Raw genomic sequence first — 14,439 nt, forward strand, 5'->3', positions numbered from 1 at the left:
CAGCTGCGCGTGTGGCTGGGGCAGGTTTCGCCCTGTATTTGGGCCCATCAACTTAAATGCCATTGCTGCCGCAGTAGCGTTCGCGCGGGTTTCAAGCGCGGACGGCCCGACACTACGAGTCTGGTATTAACGCGAATGTTTCATTTATCCAGATTCACCAGTTCGTGCATCCGCGCCCCTATCATTCCCCGCAACCACTCAGCATGAAACGCCATTTCGTCCAGAGAGATCCCCTCACCCAACCGATATTCGAAAACCTTGTCCTTGGGTCCCTGACCCACGAGGTGGAAATGCCCATGGCGATCAAACCGGGCGAGGACGTAGGGGCAGACGTAAATGATGCTGCTGAATGGCACCCGCACTTCGTAGGGCCCGCGGCCACGACGGATAACCGTGAGGCTGAGCAGTTGCTGGTTTTCATCGAACGTAAAGGCCTCCACATGAGGCGTAGAGGCCATCCAGGCAAACATCGCACCGATGAGCACTGCGGTACCGAGCATGAACAGGATGAGCGCCGACGTCGTAAAACTCGATTCAGCGCTGGCCGGCGTGCCCTGCAGCGCTCCGAGCCCGGCCAGGAGCAACATCACCAGCCCGTAGCCCGGCAACAGCATCAGTAGCGCAATGTAGAACCCCAGGATCCCCCGACCACTGCCGCCAACGCTCGGTAGATCCGGGCCGTAATACCAGGTGGGTGGGTGCGCGACAGGGCTTGCAGCGCTTGGCGCTCCGGGAAGCGTGGCGACAAGGTGAGGTGGGTCTTGACGGTTCATCCAACGGGCTCCAGGGGTTGCAGCGTTCAATAATGGGCGAAAAGCCAGGAACCTTCGCGTTCCCCTCAAACCGTTAGTTGGACGCCCGCCTAAGGGCGGCCTTACTTGAGCAGGGCAATCACCGCGCAGACAATCATGATCGCCAGCGCCGGCCACTGCATGGGCATGAAAAAGAAGTGATGGCGCACGCCATCTTCATGCACCTGCCGATTCAGGACAAAGCCCAGCACGGTGTTGATGGCCGAGCCAATCCCCACCCCCATCAACAGTTGCATCAGTGAGGTATTGCCGGGTTTGACGCTGGGGTCGGGCCACACCCCCATCAGCAACAACACCATGGCCACCGGCGTGAACAGTGTCAGCCAGCCTGCGCCGCGATAGATCATCGTTTAATCCTCATGAATGACACGATTGGCTCAAGCCGGCTCGCGTGCTTGCTCTTCAGCCGCAAACACGGCATCGAGTGTGTTGAGGAACAGGTCGTGGCTCAGAATGCCGGTGGCGATGGTCGACAACACGGGTTTGCCGCTCTCGTCCTTGATCACCACCTTTTCGGTCCAGGCGTTGAGGTCGACGGTACGCAGCGACGACATCGGCACCTTGCGCCCCTGGTATTCGAGAAAATCCTGGCTCACCACAATCGGCGTCGTGGTGATTTTGAGGAAGTTGCCGCTGACACGCTTGCCCCAGACCTGCCCGGAGCTGATGCAATTAAACCTGACTGCCCCACCCGACTCCAGCGTCGCCAGCACCCCCGGCAGACGTGCACGTACGTGCAGCTCACGGACCAACTGCTGGAAATCGTGAAAACCCTTGAGGCTCTCGATCACTCGATGAAACGGCTCGGAGGCATTACGACGGTAAGCCACATTGGTGATCATGCCGGTCAGCACGGTTTGCCCGGAGCCGAACAGATACAGGTCATCAATCTCGGCAAAGGCGGTGTATTCGCGCTGATCGTTGATGATGCGCTCGATGCCATGCTCATACACGTCGTAAAGCGGCGCACGCAGTTTCCTGTGCCAGGCGTAAGCGGCAAATACACCCAGCCCGAGAACCGCCAGCAAAGCGCTGGTGGCGTAAATCAAGGTATGGGGGCTGCTGAAGCTGAAGGCCATGCCACGGGACGTCTGGAGGCTGACCGGCCCTTCATTGCCCGGTGGCAGGATCGTGCCCAGATACAACACAAACCCGGCGAGACCTAACAACACAACGCCAAATATCAAACTGAAAATCAGAAAACCCTTGCCGTGACGGAAACTGGCGATCAGTTCGCCGGTGGCGGAAGGCGCTTGGGAGGGGGATGACTGCATAACGCTTGCGTCCTTGTAATGGGGTTGCGCGCACCGCTGTTTATGCGGGGACGATTGAACCCTGCCGTCATTGGGCGGGCTTGGCACGGCAGGTTGGAACATGGCCCATTAACATCGTTCCCTGCGCATATGGGTTAATGCCAACGGGTTCACAACGTTCGCGACATTGGGGCCGGAAACACGAAAGCCCCGCTAAGGCGGGGCTTTCGTTTAAGTCCTGGCGGGAAACCACGCCTGGGACCCTCGTCATCTTTCGGACAATGCAGCGCTTGTTTCACCAGCTGGCAAAAGACGTCCCCGGACGTGGAATCATTATCGGGCTTGGCGAAGCACAAGCTCCGACAGACGGGTCTTAACTCGGAAGCAGAACTCACGAATTTGAAATTGATAAGCCGGCATAACCATGTAGTTTAAATCGGGACCCAATGAGTCTTTAATTTCCATGTATTTGGCAGTCTTGGCAGCAATGGCCTGGTATTGCGCCTCGTATTTATCGTAAGACGCTTTGTTGTAGACCTTTAAAACATCCAGTTCTTTACGGCATTGCTCAGCGCGATTTTGGTTCAAATTTGTTTCTGTTTCTGACTGAGCAGACTCCAGAGAAGCTGCTTTCGGGGCGTCAGCACTGGCGTTCACAGGTGCAGCCTCGTATCGCACAGTCCACTTTTCTGGGGTCGAAGGTGCGACCTCAGGCGGTGCTTCCTGGACGACGGCAGGAGGTGGAGTCACATCAGGTTTTTCGGGAGTTTTCGTAGCGCATCCAGAGAGGGCAAGCCCTACCACTACAACGATGCCACACATTTTATCCATCGGTTCCACCAAGAGGTAATTACGGATGGCTGAGTCGTTAGGTTCTGGGTAAAAGTAATAACTCATTCAATGATCGAGTGTAATTTTTCTACCAGCCTCAAGGCGCTCAGCCTCTCTTCCTTGAGTGCGCAGATGAACGATAGTAGTAAAAAAATAAAAAGATGACGAGCAAAAGCTGGCTGGAAAAACCACGAATTAAATGAGCCAGTGGAAGTGGCTTCAATTGCTTGATTCAGGTCCCGGGCTGCATCGGCAATCATCAGTATTGGCTGCGCGAGTCTGCTACAGGGCACAGTAAGCAGAAGATCGCCAAACCCCAGAAACACAAAAGCCCCGCTTTCGCGAGGCTTCCGTTTGAATCTTGGCGGGAAACCAGGGATTCGAACTCTTATATAAGGTTCAACCCAATGCCTCCTCAAGAGCCATTACGATAGCTTTAAGCTGCACCTTAGTCAACATCAATGAATCCGGGCTCTCTGCCAATGAAATATTACCGTAGCCCGTCGTCGCCCCAAAGCTTGCAAAGGTGCAACTCGTTGCATGTTAGGCGTTGCACCTTAACGAGGGGAGAAACTCAGGACAAAATACCTGAGCCAAGCCCGCCACCCGGTTCGGTCTGACGATCACTTGCGGTACTTTGGAGTCTCAGAGCGTGCTCGCATGAGGAGGCGGCTCCCAGAGTTAGAGGATCAGCATTGTGAAACTCTATGCTCACCGGCTGCCAACCGCATCGTAACCTCACCAAGGACTCGATCTACCGAAACACTACTCAAGTCACCACTCATGCTCTGCAATCGCTAATTCCACATTTTGTAATTTCGGCGTCGGTCTTTTACGCAAACTCGCATAATGGATTAGCAGCCTCTGCTATAAATACACATTGTTGAGCGCCACTCAATTCAAAAGCAAAAGCCATCACCAGACTTTTAATCAATTGCATTCGAGGTAATCGCTGAACAGCAACAGCACTTACAACTTAAGCAAAAAAAATAAAGTCCCCACCACTAGAACTATACCGAAAAGCCAATAAAAAAAGCTGCACCAGAAACTTTCTAAAAGCTACAAAATCAAATTAAGAGTCTACTTTTAATATACTGTTAAAATATTACCACACGCCGAGAAAAGTGAAAAAACACCTTGACGTCAGCGTAGCCACTCCTTTTAAATGGCAGCCCTCTCATGACGGTTATTGATGATGAGTCAAACAAAAGAAGATATGCAAAGCAAAGCGACCAGGCCTTTTAGTCGAGGTGAGCTGATGCAAATAAAAGAAACTCTCGAACAGAAAGGCTCGCTTACAGACCGGTTACTTTTCTCCCTAATGCTCACAGGCATGAGGCCCAGCGAATATTTGCCGATCAAATCGCAAGACTTGGTGCTTGGAGTCGAGAAAACAGTAAACTTCAGAGCAGTTTCACTGCCAAAGCAAGACGTAGATCTTGCAGTAGAGATACTGAACCTGAGGAACAGATCAAAGAACGACTACATTTTCCCCAGCGGCTCAGCTTCAAACTCTCCGATGAAGCCTGAAGAACTTCGTAAGAAGCTTGTGAGCTGGCTGAAGGCTGCGAACGTCACCTATGGTGGACGCTCGCCACACGTCGTGCGTCGTTCGGTTATTATAGCTAAGGCAGAAGCGGCGATGCAGGTATCCAAGCATTTCAATCCTGTCATGGGCACAATCAGCCGGAACATGACCCATCACTACGCTATCAACAAGCGCCCGCCGCAAAACTAATACGAATAGTGAAAGGGCGAGACCGGGCCAAGCTTTTAAGCTTACGGAAGAGTCTTTAGTGGGGCTTACCTACCCGAAATTCTTGCCGAAAGACAGCAGACAAGCTAGTCAATTACCCCCCCCAAAAAATGGCGCCTTTCGCACCCCATAGCCCTGTTACGCCTACGTCTTAACTAAGAAGAAATGAATGAACAACCAACAAGTTGACTTAATTTTCGGACAGCCGTCACGAGGGAGAATGAATACAACCAACCTGCTTCCATTTGAGCAATATGAAAACAACCGTGATATACCGCCCGAATGGATCGATCTTGAAGACGTTGAGTTAATCTGGTGGATTGTTGCCTCTAGAATTAGCAAGAAAGAGCTTAGAAAGCGTTTAACAAAAATTGTGGACAGCTACCAAGATTGTGGTTGTTTCGCATTCGCCGTAGTTGCAGACGGAGACGGGCGCGGGCGCTACCCCAGAGGGGTTGTCAATACTCTCCACTCAATTCTGAAACCACGCAAGCTGATGTGGCGGCACCCCACGGAAGATGTTCTCCGCATCCAAATGGTGATATGGCATTTATGCATCTTTGCTGCGCTTGATTGGTGCCCTACTGAAGTTCTACCAATGAGACTTCAAAACCTGAAATTTGAAAAAGCTTTGGACTGAGAGTTGTAGGAGACTAGATCGATATTTTCATAAAACGAAATCTTGCGGATCTTCGACACGGCAGACGTTCCTAGCCGCACTCTTCTTGACTCAAGCACCTCGACCTATCGGTAACTTCCGGGAAAACCATTCCCTCGTTTCCTTGGGCGGTATACCAATGACGAAGCATCAAAACGCCACAGCAAATTCTGCCCCTAACTTCCAGCCATTACCAAATCGTTGTCTCTGCGCACCACAGTGACGTCCCACATATAAATTGAAAACCCTTCGCCAATACGGTATCCCACATGATTTATTCCCGCTGGCTTTATACCGAACATGAGCAACCTCACAACGATGATGGTGAGGGCGCGTACACGATTTTTTCTACACAGCAGTTATTCGGCGTTGACTGCATGCCACTCGAGGTCGTGTGCATTCAGAGATTCGTAGTGCTCTGGGAAGGACAACCTGACACCAGGGTGATCGATTTGATCGAGCAGTCTATTACCATGGCAGTTCTCTCCCCGGTGAAGCTTTTGCATGCGTCCAAAGGAACGCTTGTCGTGGTGTATGACTCCATGTTTGTCGGTGAGACTTATAAGTTGTTTCACCTCGCCTGGGCGAAAATTGCTGCCGGCGCGTTGCATGAGAATTGAACTGTCCTTCTAATCAAAGATAAGGATGTCGGACGTGGGGTTGATGGAGGCAGGATTTTCAGACATTTTGCTCGTGACATCCTGGACGACAGCGAAGTCGGAATCGCTGAATTTACGCGTGACATGTACCTTTTCAAAGATGACTGGTCGCCTGAAAATATCTTCGGGCCGTCTCCTGCCGAGGAATCGGACGCCGCCTCGGAACGGCAGACTGACGAGTCAGACCTATTCGATGATGACTTAGATTCGTGGCGCCAGTCGGCCACAGCGTGCGACTGAACCGCGAGACAAGGTGAAGGATCGGTATCCAAGACGACGCTCTACTTCTTCGACCGATACAACCCTAATCTGTATCGCCAGCAGCAACAGCTACTGATGGCATGGGACGAGCAATTTCCAGTTACACCTTGGGAAAAGGAGCGAAATAAACGTATCACCGCGATCATTGAGCATCCCACCTCATTCGTGACTAAAGGACGCAGTTAGACTCAAGGCTATAAGACGGTGAGCGACGGAGTAATCAGCGGCCTTATGGCAAAGTCGGCGCAATCACGAAAACCGATATAGGTATCCCGCTCCACATCAATTGGAAGCATCATCGGTAGAGTAAAAGCCATGTTTACCATCTACCAGAAGGTTGCCCAAGCTACGACAAGGTGTCCTCGGAAAACCAGGTAGCCTTCGAGTCAGAATCCGAAGCTCGATTGGCGGACTACCGCAAAGCAGGCAACTGTAAATGAGACTGGAGACTTAATAACCATGGAAACCGAATCCCCTGCTCCGTTCCTACAATCGAGCGACACGGCAGTTCTCTTTGACGGCACATGCAAGCTCTGCAACGGGTGGGCTAGGTTCATCATCCACTATGACAAGGCTCACCGAATTCAGCTCGCTGCGGTTCAGTCGCCTGAGGGCCAGGAGCTTTTGAGGTGGGCCGGACTACCACGGGACAAATTCAACACCATTGTTCTCATCTCAAACAACAAGGTGTCCATACGTTCTGAGGCAATGTTCGAGATTTTAGGTCGCCTAAATGCCCCGTGGCGCTGGCTCACGGCTGCACGTGTTGTACCAGCAGCCATGCGAGATTGGATGTACGACAAAATCGCGGTAAATCGCTATCAGTTGTTTGGTCAGTACGACTCCACCCACCTTCCAGCGGCAGATCACGATAAGCGCTTTTTGAAGGCAAACGTCGCATTGGTTCACTAGACCTCAGATTCAGGCGTCAGGGTCGGTGATATATGATCGAACGCATGGTCTTTTCGTTATCCGCTTTACACACAACAGGAATGCCTTCTATTGCTGAAGGGGGCGTTCGCGTCCCTGCAGCATCTGAACAAAAAATCCTCGCTCCAGCTCAAGTTTCACCAAAACACACCGTTTTCAATTGTATATACGCGGTGAGAAATCAGCCTTGACCCAATCAATGTCTTCATCCATTCAGATTTTGCGGGGAGCGATATCGTTTCCCGAGACGATCCTGGGCAACCGTCAGCGGAGAACCTGGGAACGACTGATTAGTTACATTGAGTCATCCGACTCACCTTCCGCATTCGATAAGGCAGCATCCTACGTCGAAGGCTATGTGCACGCGCTTGTCGATAGTGACCAGATCCACGTTTCTATCGAACGAGATCTGCTGATCATCGAAACGGTCGACGCCTGGAGATGCACCCGTACTGAATCGAACATTTCGCCTTATCTGAACGCCCCAGGAAAACCATGACTTCCTTTTTTAAACGCTACGCCGACGGCGGAACATCAGCTCTGCACATCCATATGCCACAACGTCTTCTGCCCACGACCGTCAGTCATTCTCCCCTCGAGGTCTTAATCGGCCATTGGGAAAAGTATCTGGTAGACCCCTCCTCCGTTCGTGAGCAGTTTCCGTGGGCGGCGCGATTCGTTATGGGCATGCCCGTTCCAGCGTGGGAGCGTGGGTTGGAGTGGAACCTCGGTCAGAAGTCTCGCTTCATCTCTGCAGTATGGTCGGGCGGGGATCTGGGGAGCTACCTCACGAATGACTGGTACGAATCAGAGAGCGGTGGCAGGGCATTGGCCGAAAACAGTGAAATTTTGATTGATGGCCAACAACGTCTGCACAGCCTGGAAGAGTATCTCCTCGACTGCCTTGCAGTCCCAGATGCGCAAGGACAGCCGAGGATTTGGTCTGAGCTCGGCAACGGCGAAAGGAAACGCTTTCTGTCGACGATCTTTTCCCATGTCAGGGTCTCGTCTGGGGACGAGGTGGCATTGCGCAGAACATACGATCTTTGCGCGCTGAATGTAGTGCCTCGGTCATTTGAACAGCGCGCCTTGCGGTAGTCTTCGACGCTGCAGTTGTCGTGGCATGCCCTAGCAGGGACGGCTGTCGTTAACCAAGCCCTGTCTACGACAGGTCTTGGCCCTTCGGGCTTCCATCCTCATGCTCTTCGACCCTTCTGGTCTGCGCGCTCCGCTTGCAGAGCGATCCGACTCACCTTCTTGCTTGGACATTGGCTACCGCTCCCACATACTGCTGATCATCCGATCAAAGATGAGGCCGGGCAGATGGGTTGGCTATTTTGGAAAGACAAGCGCCCCGCGTGGATTCAGGCGGAAGAACGGGAATTCATTAAAGCTGCGAACCGCCTAAAGACGCTTCAGGTAACGCCTCGCGGAGGCATGCGCATTGACCCCGAGGAACTCAGGGATCAAATCCTTGCGGCGCGAGAGTTATACAAAGGCCTGGTTCAAAAATAACGGTAGTGAGCAGGCAACCTGGTTGCAGCCACAGCCCATTCGCACGGGTTCAGAAATTTAAAAATGGTGCTCAATGGAGGTCTATTCACTGACGCCATGGCCCCCAGTTCGGTGGGTTCTCAATGATATCGATTGAGGTGCTGAGCTCATCCTGCATGCGCTCGAAAACTCTGTTGAGAGCCGGGTGGGCATTTGACTCTCTTAGGGTGCTCACCAACTGCAGCAGCTCCCTGCCCTGCGCCAAGGGCATTTGAACGTCGCAATACACAGTGTCGTCATCGTCTGTCATTCCCATCGGAAAATCCTCGCAGCATGGTCTTTGTCTCCAGTTCACACGGCCAGGCGTTGGGCGTGCCCCTTCGGGGAGGGGCTGTCGTTAACCGAGCCTGCGTCTCGGCCCTTCGGGCTTCCATCCCACACGCCTGCGCGCTCCGCTTGCCATGCCTACTAGGCGCGTAATCAACTGCCTTCGGTTCGAGCGCACACTCAGGCTGAGCTAGATCCAAAGCTCAATGGGCTCCCCCCTTCGAAAGTTCAAGCTTCAAAAAAAGCACGGCAGGCGTTCATCAAAGCTTTGGCGTCGTTCAAAGCTCGGTGGTGCCTGGTTGTCGGCAGTCGGCGGTAAATGTCACTAGCCGCCTCCCGGCCCACTAAAACCTCCAATGGCTTCAGCTCGAATGTGGGTATCAGATCTGCTGCCTCGTAGAGGGCATCAAGCCAAAACCCGTCTTAAGGTGAATCGCTGCAAAGCACCTGCCCTGAAAACAGCTGATTCATATTTCTCGCCACAGCGACTGGGGTATCACCTTCCTGATGTAACTGATCTTGAGAGAGACCGTGCATGTCTTGCGCATCAAACGACCAGTGCGTCCAATAACGGGCTGGCTTTATAAACGAACTGAACGAGGCCTCACAGGACACGACAGCGACTTCAATCGGATAGCTCTCAGGAGCTATTCCAGAGGCTTCAAAATCAATAAAAAACGAAGGCAGTTGCACCTTGCTACTCCTGTTTGTGGCTGCGATTTTCAGCTGTTAAACCGATTGCTTGTGTTTGCGCCGCCATCGCTCGAACCAGCCGTTCTAGCTGTTAGCAGCCTGTGAAGCTCGGTGATTTTTCAGATGCTGCATCTCACGCCCCCATTCAGTCAGAAATTTATCCCAGTCTGTCGCGTAGGGCCCATCAGGAATTCTGGTTGATCCGATGCTCGCTTGCAGAAAGCGTTCTCGCCAAGGCTGCGGGAGATCGCGCTCCAAGATGATTTCGATTCCGGAGATATGACGCACCACCGAGACGAAGTTACGAACCTCGATGAGTTCGAGTGGCTTATCGCTATGAGGGGTGTCGTATCGCTCTTGGATGTCTAGCTCTTCAAGGATAGCGAGGAGTTCGAAGGCATTCGGATCACCAGGATGGAAGCTGGCAAGCGCCCACATAACCCTTCGCCTAGTTCTTTCACGGTCGCGGAGTAAATCGCAGGTCATTTCAGCCTCCTTTTCAAAAAGCTGGGCGGTGGTTTTGGCGTGTCGCCTTCGGCGGATGGCTGGCGTGAACCGAGCCGTGGCGAGCCACGTCTCGGCCCTACGGGCTTTCATCCAGAACGCCTGCGCGCTCCGCTTGCGCTGAGATTTCAAAAGTTTATAGGTTAGGCGGCACACCTATCGTCATAACTAGAGCGTCATGACTTGTGAAACTTACTGAATCGACTCGATAGTGCGGCGGGCGTAATAGTTTCCCAAGCATCAGGATTGGATGTCTTACTGAAAATCACCCAGGCTCGCCAGAGAAAAAATAAACCGGCCAAAGACGCCTCAACTAAGGCGAAGACCGTAGTGGTATGCATCATTGCGCCAGGATTATATTCACTGCTGAACCCAACTACGAGTGCGAGCGACGCCGCCCACCCGACGACGAACATCAAACAGAACGCCAGACAGGCATAGAATGTAAGCATCGCTGGAACTCCAAACCTCATGTCAGTGGCAAACTTTGCTCTCCCACCTTCAGCTTTCATTCCATACAGCACTCCTTCATTTTTTTCTTTTTTCTTGCTGTTCCTGAACATCCCGAACAAAGTTACTTGCTGACCAACCTCCAATTCTTCATAAAACTTGCTAGGCACAACTAGGTTTGGAATAACTTCCCCGTCTATTTTTAGCGTTAGTCTGTAACCACCTCTCATGGGCCTAGCGAAACTAATGTTATCAACTTTTCCTGAAAACTTTGTGCAATCAAATCTCATTATTCACTAATCCTGGTTCACTTTAAGAACAACCCCAATCTCAGACACCGGTCAGAGCAACCCATAAGGATGAAGCCCGACATAACGAACGCATCATTGCCGCCTCATGCGCCGGCTCTCCCTTCTTGCATGACAAAATGCACTCCTGACATAGCACCGTTTTGACTTAGTAGCCGGCTTGAGCTGATCGAATGGCACGATAATATCACTATGATCTGTTTATCGAAACACGCTTACCGTGGCTCTATCCTCGCTTTTGAGGATCCGACTCATGAATCTGAAGGAAGCGCTGGCGGGGGCATTACGCGGAGCCCGTGCACACCAAGGGTTGAGTTACGAGGATCTGGCAGGTGCGACGCACAGAACGAATTTAGGGAAGCTTGAGCAGGCCAGGACGACGCCGACGCTGGAGAAACTGGACGAGATCGCTGACTACCTAGGGCTCGACCTTTTGACGATGGTCACTCTCGCAATTGCTGCGCAGGGTGAAGAACTGCCGTCAGAGGCTTTACAGCGTACTGCCTTGCGTGTCAGGGAATTCGAGATGTCTGGGGGATGGCAGTTGGTGAAAGAGCAGTTCAGTGGCGGAAAGCTCATCAAACGCTCCCAAGGGAAGCCCAAGCAACCGCTTAATGCAGATTCTATTCGAGCATTGAAAGCGCAAGGTCTCGACAGGAAAACCATTGCCGAACAGCTTGGCGTTGCACGAAGCACTGTTCAAAAATATTGGCATACCTGAGCCGACAGAACATCAGCAATCCTGCAATCTAAGTAAATCACGGTTTATGGCGCGCCCTATCGGGTCGGCTGTCGTAAACCATGCCATGGCTGACGCCAAGTCATGGCCCTTTGGGCTTCCATCCTCGCGCCTCCGGCCTACGGGCCCGCGCGCTCCGCTTGCTCTGGTTATTTCCATCGACGGAGGAGACTCGAAATACCTCAGCCCTGCGCACTGGAGTGTAGTCATCCTGTCCGTCCATATTTCTGTTGGAAGGTGCAGTCGCGGCGTGGACAATACGGGTTGGTCACTTGATAGGTGGCAATTGAGTAAGGAACCCGCGCATGAGTCAGAAAGTCCTGAGGCTTCCTCGGAACGAGGTCGGTCGCGACTTCGTTATCGGTGACATTCACTTCAAGTCGATTGATCTCTACAAAGGATTATTAAAGCTCGGTTTCGACAAAGCTATCGACCGAGTCATCGGGGTGGGTGATCTCATAGATCGTGGGCCTGGAGTCCTCGACGGTCTGAAGCTTCTTGGTGAGCCGTGGTTCTATACCGTTCAAGGTAACCATGAGCAGATGCTTATCAATGCTTACAGGGAAAACCCCAGCGCTCGTTACGTAGCTCATGGCGCAGGCTGGTGGTCGACCATAGCAGACGAATCGAAAGAGATGATAATTGGAAAGCTTGAGAGCCTTCCATCCGTCATAGAAATCGAGTCGCCTCGCGGCTTGGTTGGCGTTGTTCATGCTGATGTCCCTGCCGGGATGTCATGGGTCGAGTTCACTCGAGACATATCAATCCCTGCTGTAGAAGAGATCGCGCTATGGGGGCGCGAGCGGATCAAAAAACACCATCGAGAAGGTGTCAAAGGGGTCTGGCGTGTGTGCACGGGGCACACCTGGATTCCTGAGCCTGTTCGGCTAGGGAACGTTCTTGCACTTGATTGCACCGGAGGGGGTGAAGGGCCACTAGCTGTTTATTGCGTTCAGGCGGACACGATTTATGTGGAGGGGCGCCCCGTGTCACTTGACCAATCGGAGGCTATGACCGAGCTACTGGAGGAACTTGAGCAGGCTTTAGGTCATCTTAAGGCCACCACCAACGCTAACAAGCTAATTGAGTCACAACGCTTGAGCGATGAGGCCGACGAGTTAGCTCGTCGAGTGAACACTACCTGGCTGACTTTGCGTTCGGAAATCGGTGCGTCTCAGAAGTTGCTGAATGCGCTTCACGGAATCAGCTTGCTCACCGGCGAACGAAGGGAAGCTAAGCTCGAAGAGCTGAAATTCGAGCATGCAGGCACCCAGATTGAGGGATTGCTGGCGAGGCTTCTTGATTGAAGTTGAGTACCAGTAACCTTTGGGATCTAAGAGAAATGATGGCCGAATCTGTGCGAGTAGTTCGTAAATGAAGCATGTGAGACTAATACGACATGGAGAAAGCACTGCGAACGCGGGCGAAGCCACTTTAGATCACGCGACTATTACTCTCACCCCGAAAGGAGTTGAGCAAGCGCAGCTGGTGGCATTGTCGTTCAACCATGCTCCGGCTCTGATCGTTGCCTCGCCTTTCACCCGAGCGCACTCAACCGCTATGGCGACCGCATCGGTGTTTCCTCATATCCCTTTTGAAACTTGGCCCATCCAAGAATTCACTTACCTTGAACCCGCGCGTTGCACTTGCACAACTGTCGCTGATCGGCGCGAATGGGTGGAGGCGTATTGGGCTAAAGCAGATCCTAGTTTCACTGATGGTGAAGGCGCTGAGTCATTTCTAGATTTCATAGCTAGAGCTCAGTCTTTTTTGGAGTGTCTTGCAGAGCATCCCGCCAACGACATCGTTGCGTACTCTCATGGTCAGTTCATTAACGCTGTAGCCTGGCTGATTGAGCGCAAACCGCTCGGAATTGATGGCGTATCCATGGTGGACTGCCGTGAGTATGAGATCGCGAACCACGTGCCCAATTGTGGTGAGTGCCTGCTTTCGAAAGATCCCGACGAAGCCGGTTGGAGAGTAAGTCGGTCAGCCCCTGATCAGCTACGAATGGATGCAACTTGGCGCGTGCCGGGCAGAGCTTATCAAGTCACACGTGATCCTGAGCGCCTGCTTATTGAAGAGCGCGCCGAAGCTCTCTCAGCTGCAGGCTATCCACTGCCAGTTGATGATCCGGCTATGTACGCTGAGCAAAGGCTGAAAGCTGCCAGAGCGGCAGCTAGTTCATCCCAGGTTGGTAGCGTTAGCGAAAACACTGCGGCTGAGCTCTCCGCAAGAGAGGTATCCCAGGTACTTAGGGAGGCGATTTTCGGTCGAGCCGTCATGAGTAAGGTGGGTCATGAATCGTGGGACGAGATTTATGCCGGCCACTTCCAGATCAATGTAGACGGTTGGGAGATATCGATTTACAACGACTGTGATCAGCTCGACTACTGCGAACAATGCGTCAGTCCAGATGGGCGACACTGGTCGTTTGACTCGGGGTATCGCTTTGGCACTGATCCAGTTGCACTACTCAGCACATGGGAGCATCAGACGCTTGAGCGAATGTTGAAGACGTTGTGATGAAAATTTGGTTTTGACATGCCCCATTGGACTGATGTCGTAAACCATGCCGACGGTGTCCGATGTCTTGGCTCTCTGGGCTTCCGTCCTCACGCCTTGGCCTCTCCCTGCGCGCTCCGCGTGCGTTGAACGCGTCCCTAATAGACAGAAAAGAACTCCTTTGATACTCGGTTTGCCCGCTTTTCTTCGCTAATGGGAGAGTCCGCTTTCTCATTCGAGGCAGCTGAAACTATGCGCT

The 14,439-nt window shown here is 52.5% G+C and carries 16 protein-coding genes and 1 pseudogene; 9 read left to right on the forward strand and 8 right to left on the reverse strand.

Going from position 1 to position 14,439, the window contains the following annotated elements; all coding sequences use genetic code 11:
* Window positions 1–140: 140 nt before the first annotated feature.
* The 4 genes from BLQ09_RS14245 to BLQ09_RS31550 all read right to left on the reverse strand — a co-directional run bounded on the left by BLQ09_RS14245 (window position 141) and on the right by BLQ09_RS31550 (window position 2,962).
* The gene (locus tag BLQ09_RS14245) at window positions 141–773 is read right to left on the reverse strand and encodes a hypothetical protein (RefSeq protein WP_092357446.1); all 633 of its coding nucleotides are present in this window, start codon (window positions 771–773) and stop codon (window positions 141–143) included.
* A gap of 101 nt (window positions 774–874) precedes the next feature.
* A complete protein-coding gene (locus tag BLQ09_RS14250) occupies window positions 875–1,159 on the reverse strand; it encodes a hypothetical protein (protein WP_027607310.1) in 285 nt (94 codons plus the stop codon).
* 30 nt (window positions 1,160–1,189) lie between these two features.
* Entirely contained in the window at window positions 1,190–2,086 is an 897-nt protein-coding gene (locus BLQ09_RS14255) for a hypothetical protein (RefSeq protein WP_027607311.1), read from the reverse strand.
* 312 nt (window positions 2,087–2,398) lie between these two features.
* Window positions 2,399–2,962 (reverse strand): hypothetical protein, encoded by a 564-nt coding sequence (locus BLQ09_RS31550; RefSeq protein WP_223841603.1) that lies wholly within the window; start codon window positions 2,960–2,962, stop codon window positions 2,399–2,401.
* 1,126 nt (window positions 2,963–4,088) lie between these two features.
* Between BLQ09_RS31550 and BLQ09_RS14270 the strand changes: the two genes are divergently transcribed.
* From BLQ09_RS14270 to BLQ09_RS14300, 6 genes are all read left to right on the forward strand, one after another.
* A complete protein-coding gene (locus BLQ09_RS14270) occupies window positions 4,089–4,634 on the forward strand; it encodes a tyrosine-type recombinase/integrase (protein ID WP_092357448.1) in 546 nt (181 codons plus the stop codon).
* A 187-nt stretch (window positions 4,635–4,821) separates the two neighbouring features.
* Entirely contained in the window at window positions 4,822–5,292 is a 471-nt protein-coding gene (locus tag BLQ09_RS14275) for a hypothetical protein (RefSeq protein ID WP_092357450.1), read from the forward strand.
* Between the two features lie 287 nt (window positions 5,293–5,579).
* Complete coding sequence (locus BLQ09_RS31555) at window positions 5,580–5,930, forward strand: hypothetical protein (RefSeq protein WP_256568785.1); 351 nt, start codon at window positions 5,580–5,582, stop codon at window positions 5,928–5,930.
* A 348-nt stretch (window positions 5,931–6,278) separates the two neighbouring features.
* Window positions 6,279–6,416 carry an endonuclease gene (locus BLQ09_RS31560; RefSeq protein WP_256568805.1) on the forward strand — a complete coding sequence of 46 codons (138 nt, stop codon included), beginning with the start codon at window positions 6,279–6,281 and terminating at the stop codon, window positions 6,414–6,416.
* Between the two features lie 273 nt (window positions 6,417–6,689).
* The gene (locus tag BLQ09_RS14290) at window positions 6,690–7,142 is read left to right on the forward strand and encodes a thiol-disulfide oxidoreductase DCC family protein (protein ID WP_175472313.1); all 453 of its coding nucleotides are present in this window, start codon (window positions 6,690–6,692) and stop codon (window positions 7,140–7,142) included.
* 513 nt (window positions 7,143–7,655) lie between these two features.
* The gene (locus tag BLQ09_RS14300; RefSeq protein ID WP_092357456.1) at window positions 7,656–8,258 is read left to right on the forward strand and encodes a DUF262 domain-containing protein; all 603 of its coding nucleotides are present in this window, start codon (window positions 7,656–7,658) and stop codon (window positions 8,256–8,258) included.
* A 502-nt stretch (window positions 8,259–8,760) separates the two neighbouring features.
* Here the strand turns inward: BLQ09_RS14300 and BLQ09_RS31565 are convergent.
* The 4 genes from BLQ09_RS31565 to BLQ09_RS14320 all read right to left on the reverse strand — a co-directional run bounded on the left by BLQ09_RS31565 (window position 8,761) and on the right by BLQ09_RS14320 (window position 10,918).
* Window positions 8,761–8,970, reverse strand: a complete 210-nt coding sequence (locus BLQ09_RS31565) for a hypothetical protein (protein ID WP_092357460.1) — start codon at window positions 8,968–8,970, stop codon at window positions 8,761–8,763.
* A 434-nt stretch (window positions 8,971–9,404) separates the two neighbouring features.
* The gene (locus BLQ09_RS31040; RefSeq protein ID WP_139202112.1) at window positions 9,405–9,674 is read right to left on the reverse strand and encodes a hypothetical protein; all 270 of its coding nucleotides are present in this window, start codon (window positions 9,672–9,674) and stop codon (window positions 9,405–9,407) included.
* Between the two features lie 84 nt (window positions 9,675–9,758).
* Complete coding sequence (locus BLQ09_RS14315; protein WP_371914510.1) at window positions 9,759–10,271, reverse strand: hypothetical protein; 513 nt, start codon at window positions 10,269–10,271, stop codon at window positions 9,759–9,761.
* An 83-nt stretch (window positions 10,272–10,354) separates the two neighbouring features.
* Window positions 10,355–10,918 carry a hypothetical protein gene (locus BLQ09_RS14320; protein ID WP_092357462.1) on the reverse strand — a complete coding sequence of 188 codons (564 nt, stop codon included), beginning with the start codon at window positions 10,916–10,918 and terminating at the stop codon, window positions 10,355–10,357.
* 271 nt (window positions 10,919–11,189) lie between these two features.
* Between BLQ09_RS14320 and BLQ09_RS14325 the strand changes: the two genes are divergently transcribed.
* The 3 genes and pseudogenes from BLQ09_RS14325 to BLQ09_RS31570 form a co-directional block, all read left to right on the forward strand.
* Complete coding sequence (locus BLQ09_RS14325; protein ID WP_092357464.1) at window positions 11,190–11,657, forward strand: transcriptional regulator; 468 nt, start codon at window positions 11,190–11,192, stop codon at window positions 11,655–11,657.
* A gap of 323 nt (window positions 11,658–11,980) precedes the next feature.
* On the forward strand, window positions 11,981–12,982 hold the full coding sequence (locus BLQ09_RS14330; RefSeq protein WP_092357466.1) for a metallophosphoesterase: 1,002 nt from the start codon (window positions 11,981–11,983) through the stop codon (window positions 12,980–12,982).
* Window positions 12,983–13,049: 67 nt separating this feature from the next.
* Window positions 13,050–13,658, forward strand: a pseudogene (locus BLQ09_RS31570) (histidine phosphatase family protein); the annotation flags it as partial.
* Window positions 13,659–14,439 lie beyond the last annotated feature (781 nt).

It is taken from the genome of Pseudomonas sp. NFACC25 (assembly GCF_900100935.1).
Lineage (GTDB): Bacteria > Pseudomonadota > Gammaproteobacteria > Pseudomonadales > Pseudomonadaceae > Aquipseudomonas > Aquipseudomonas marginalis.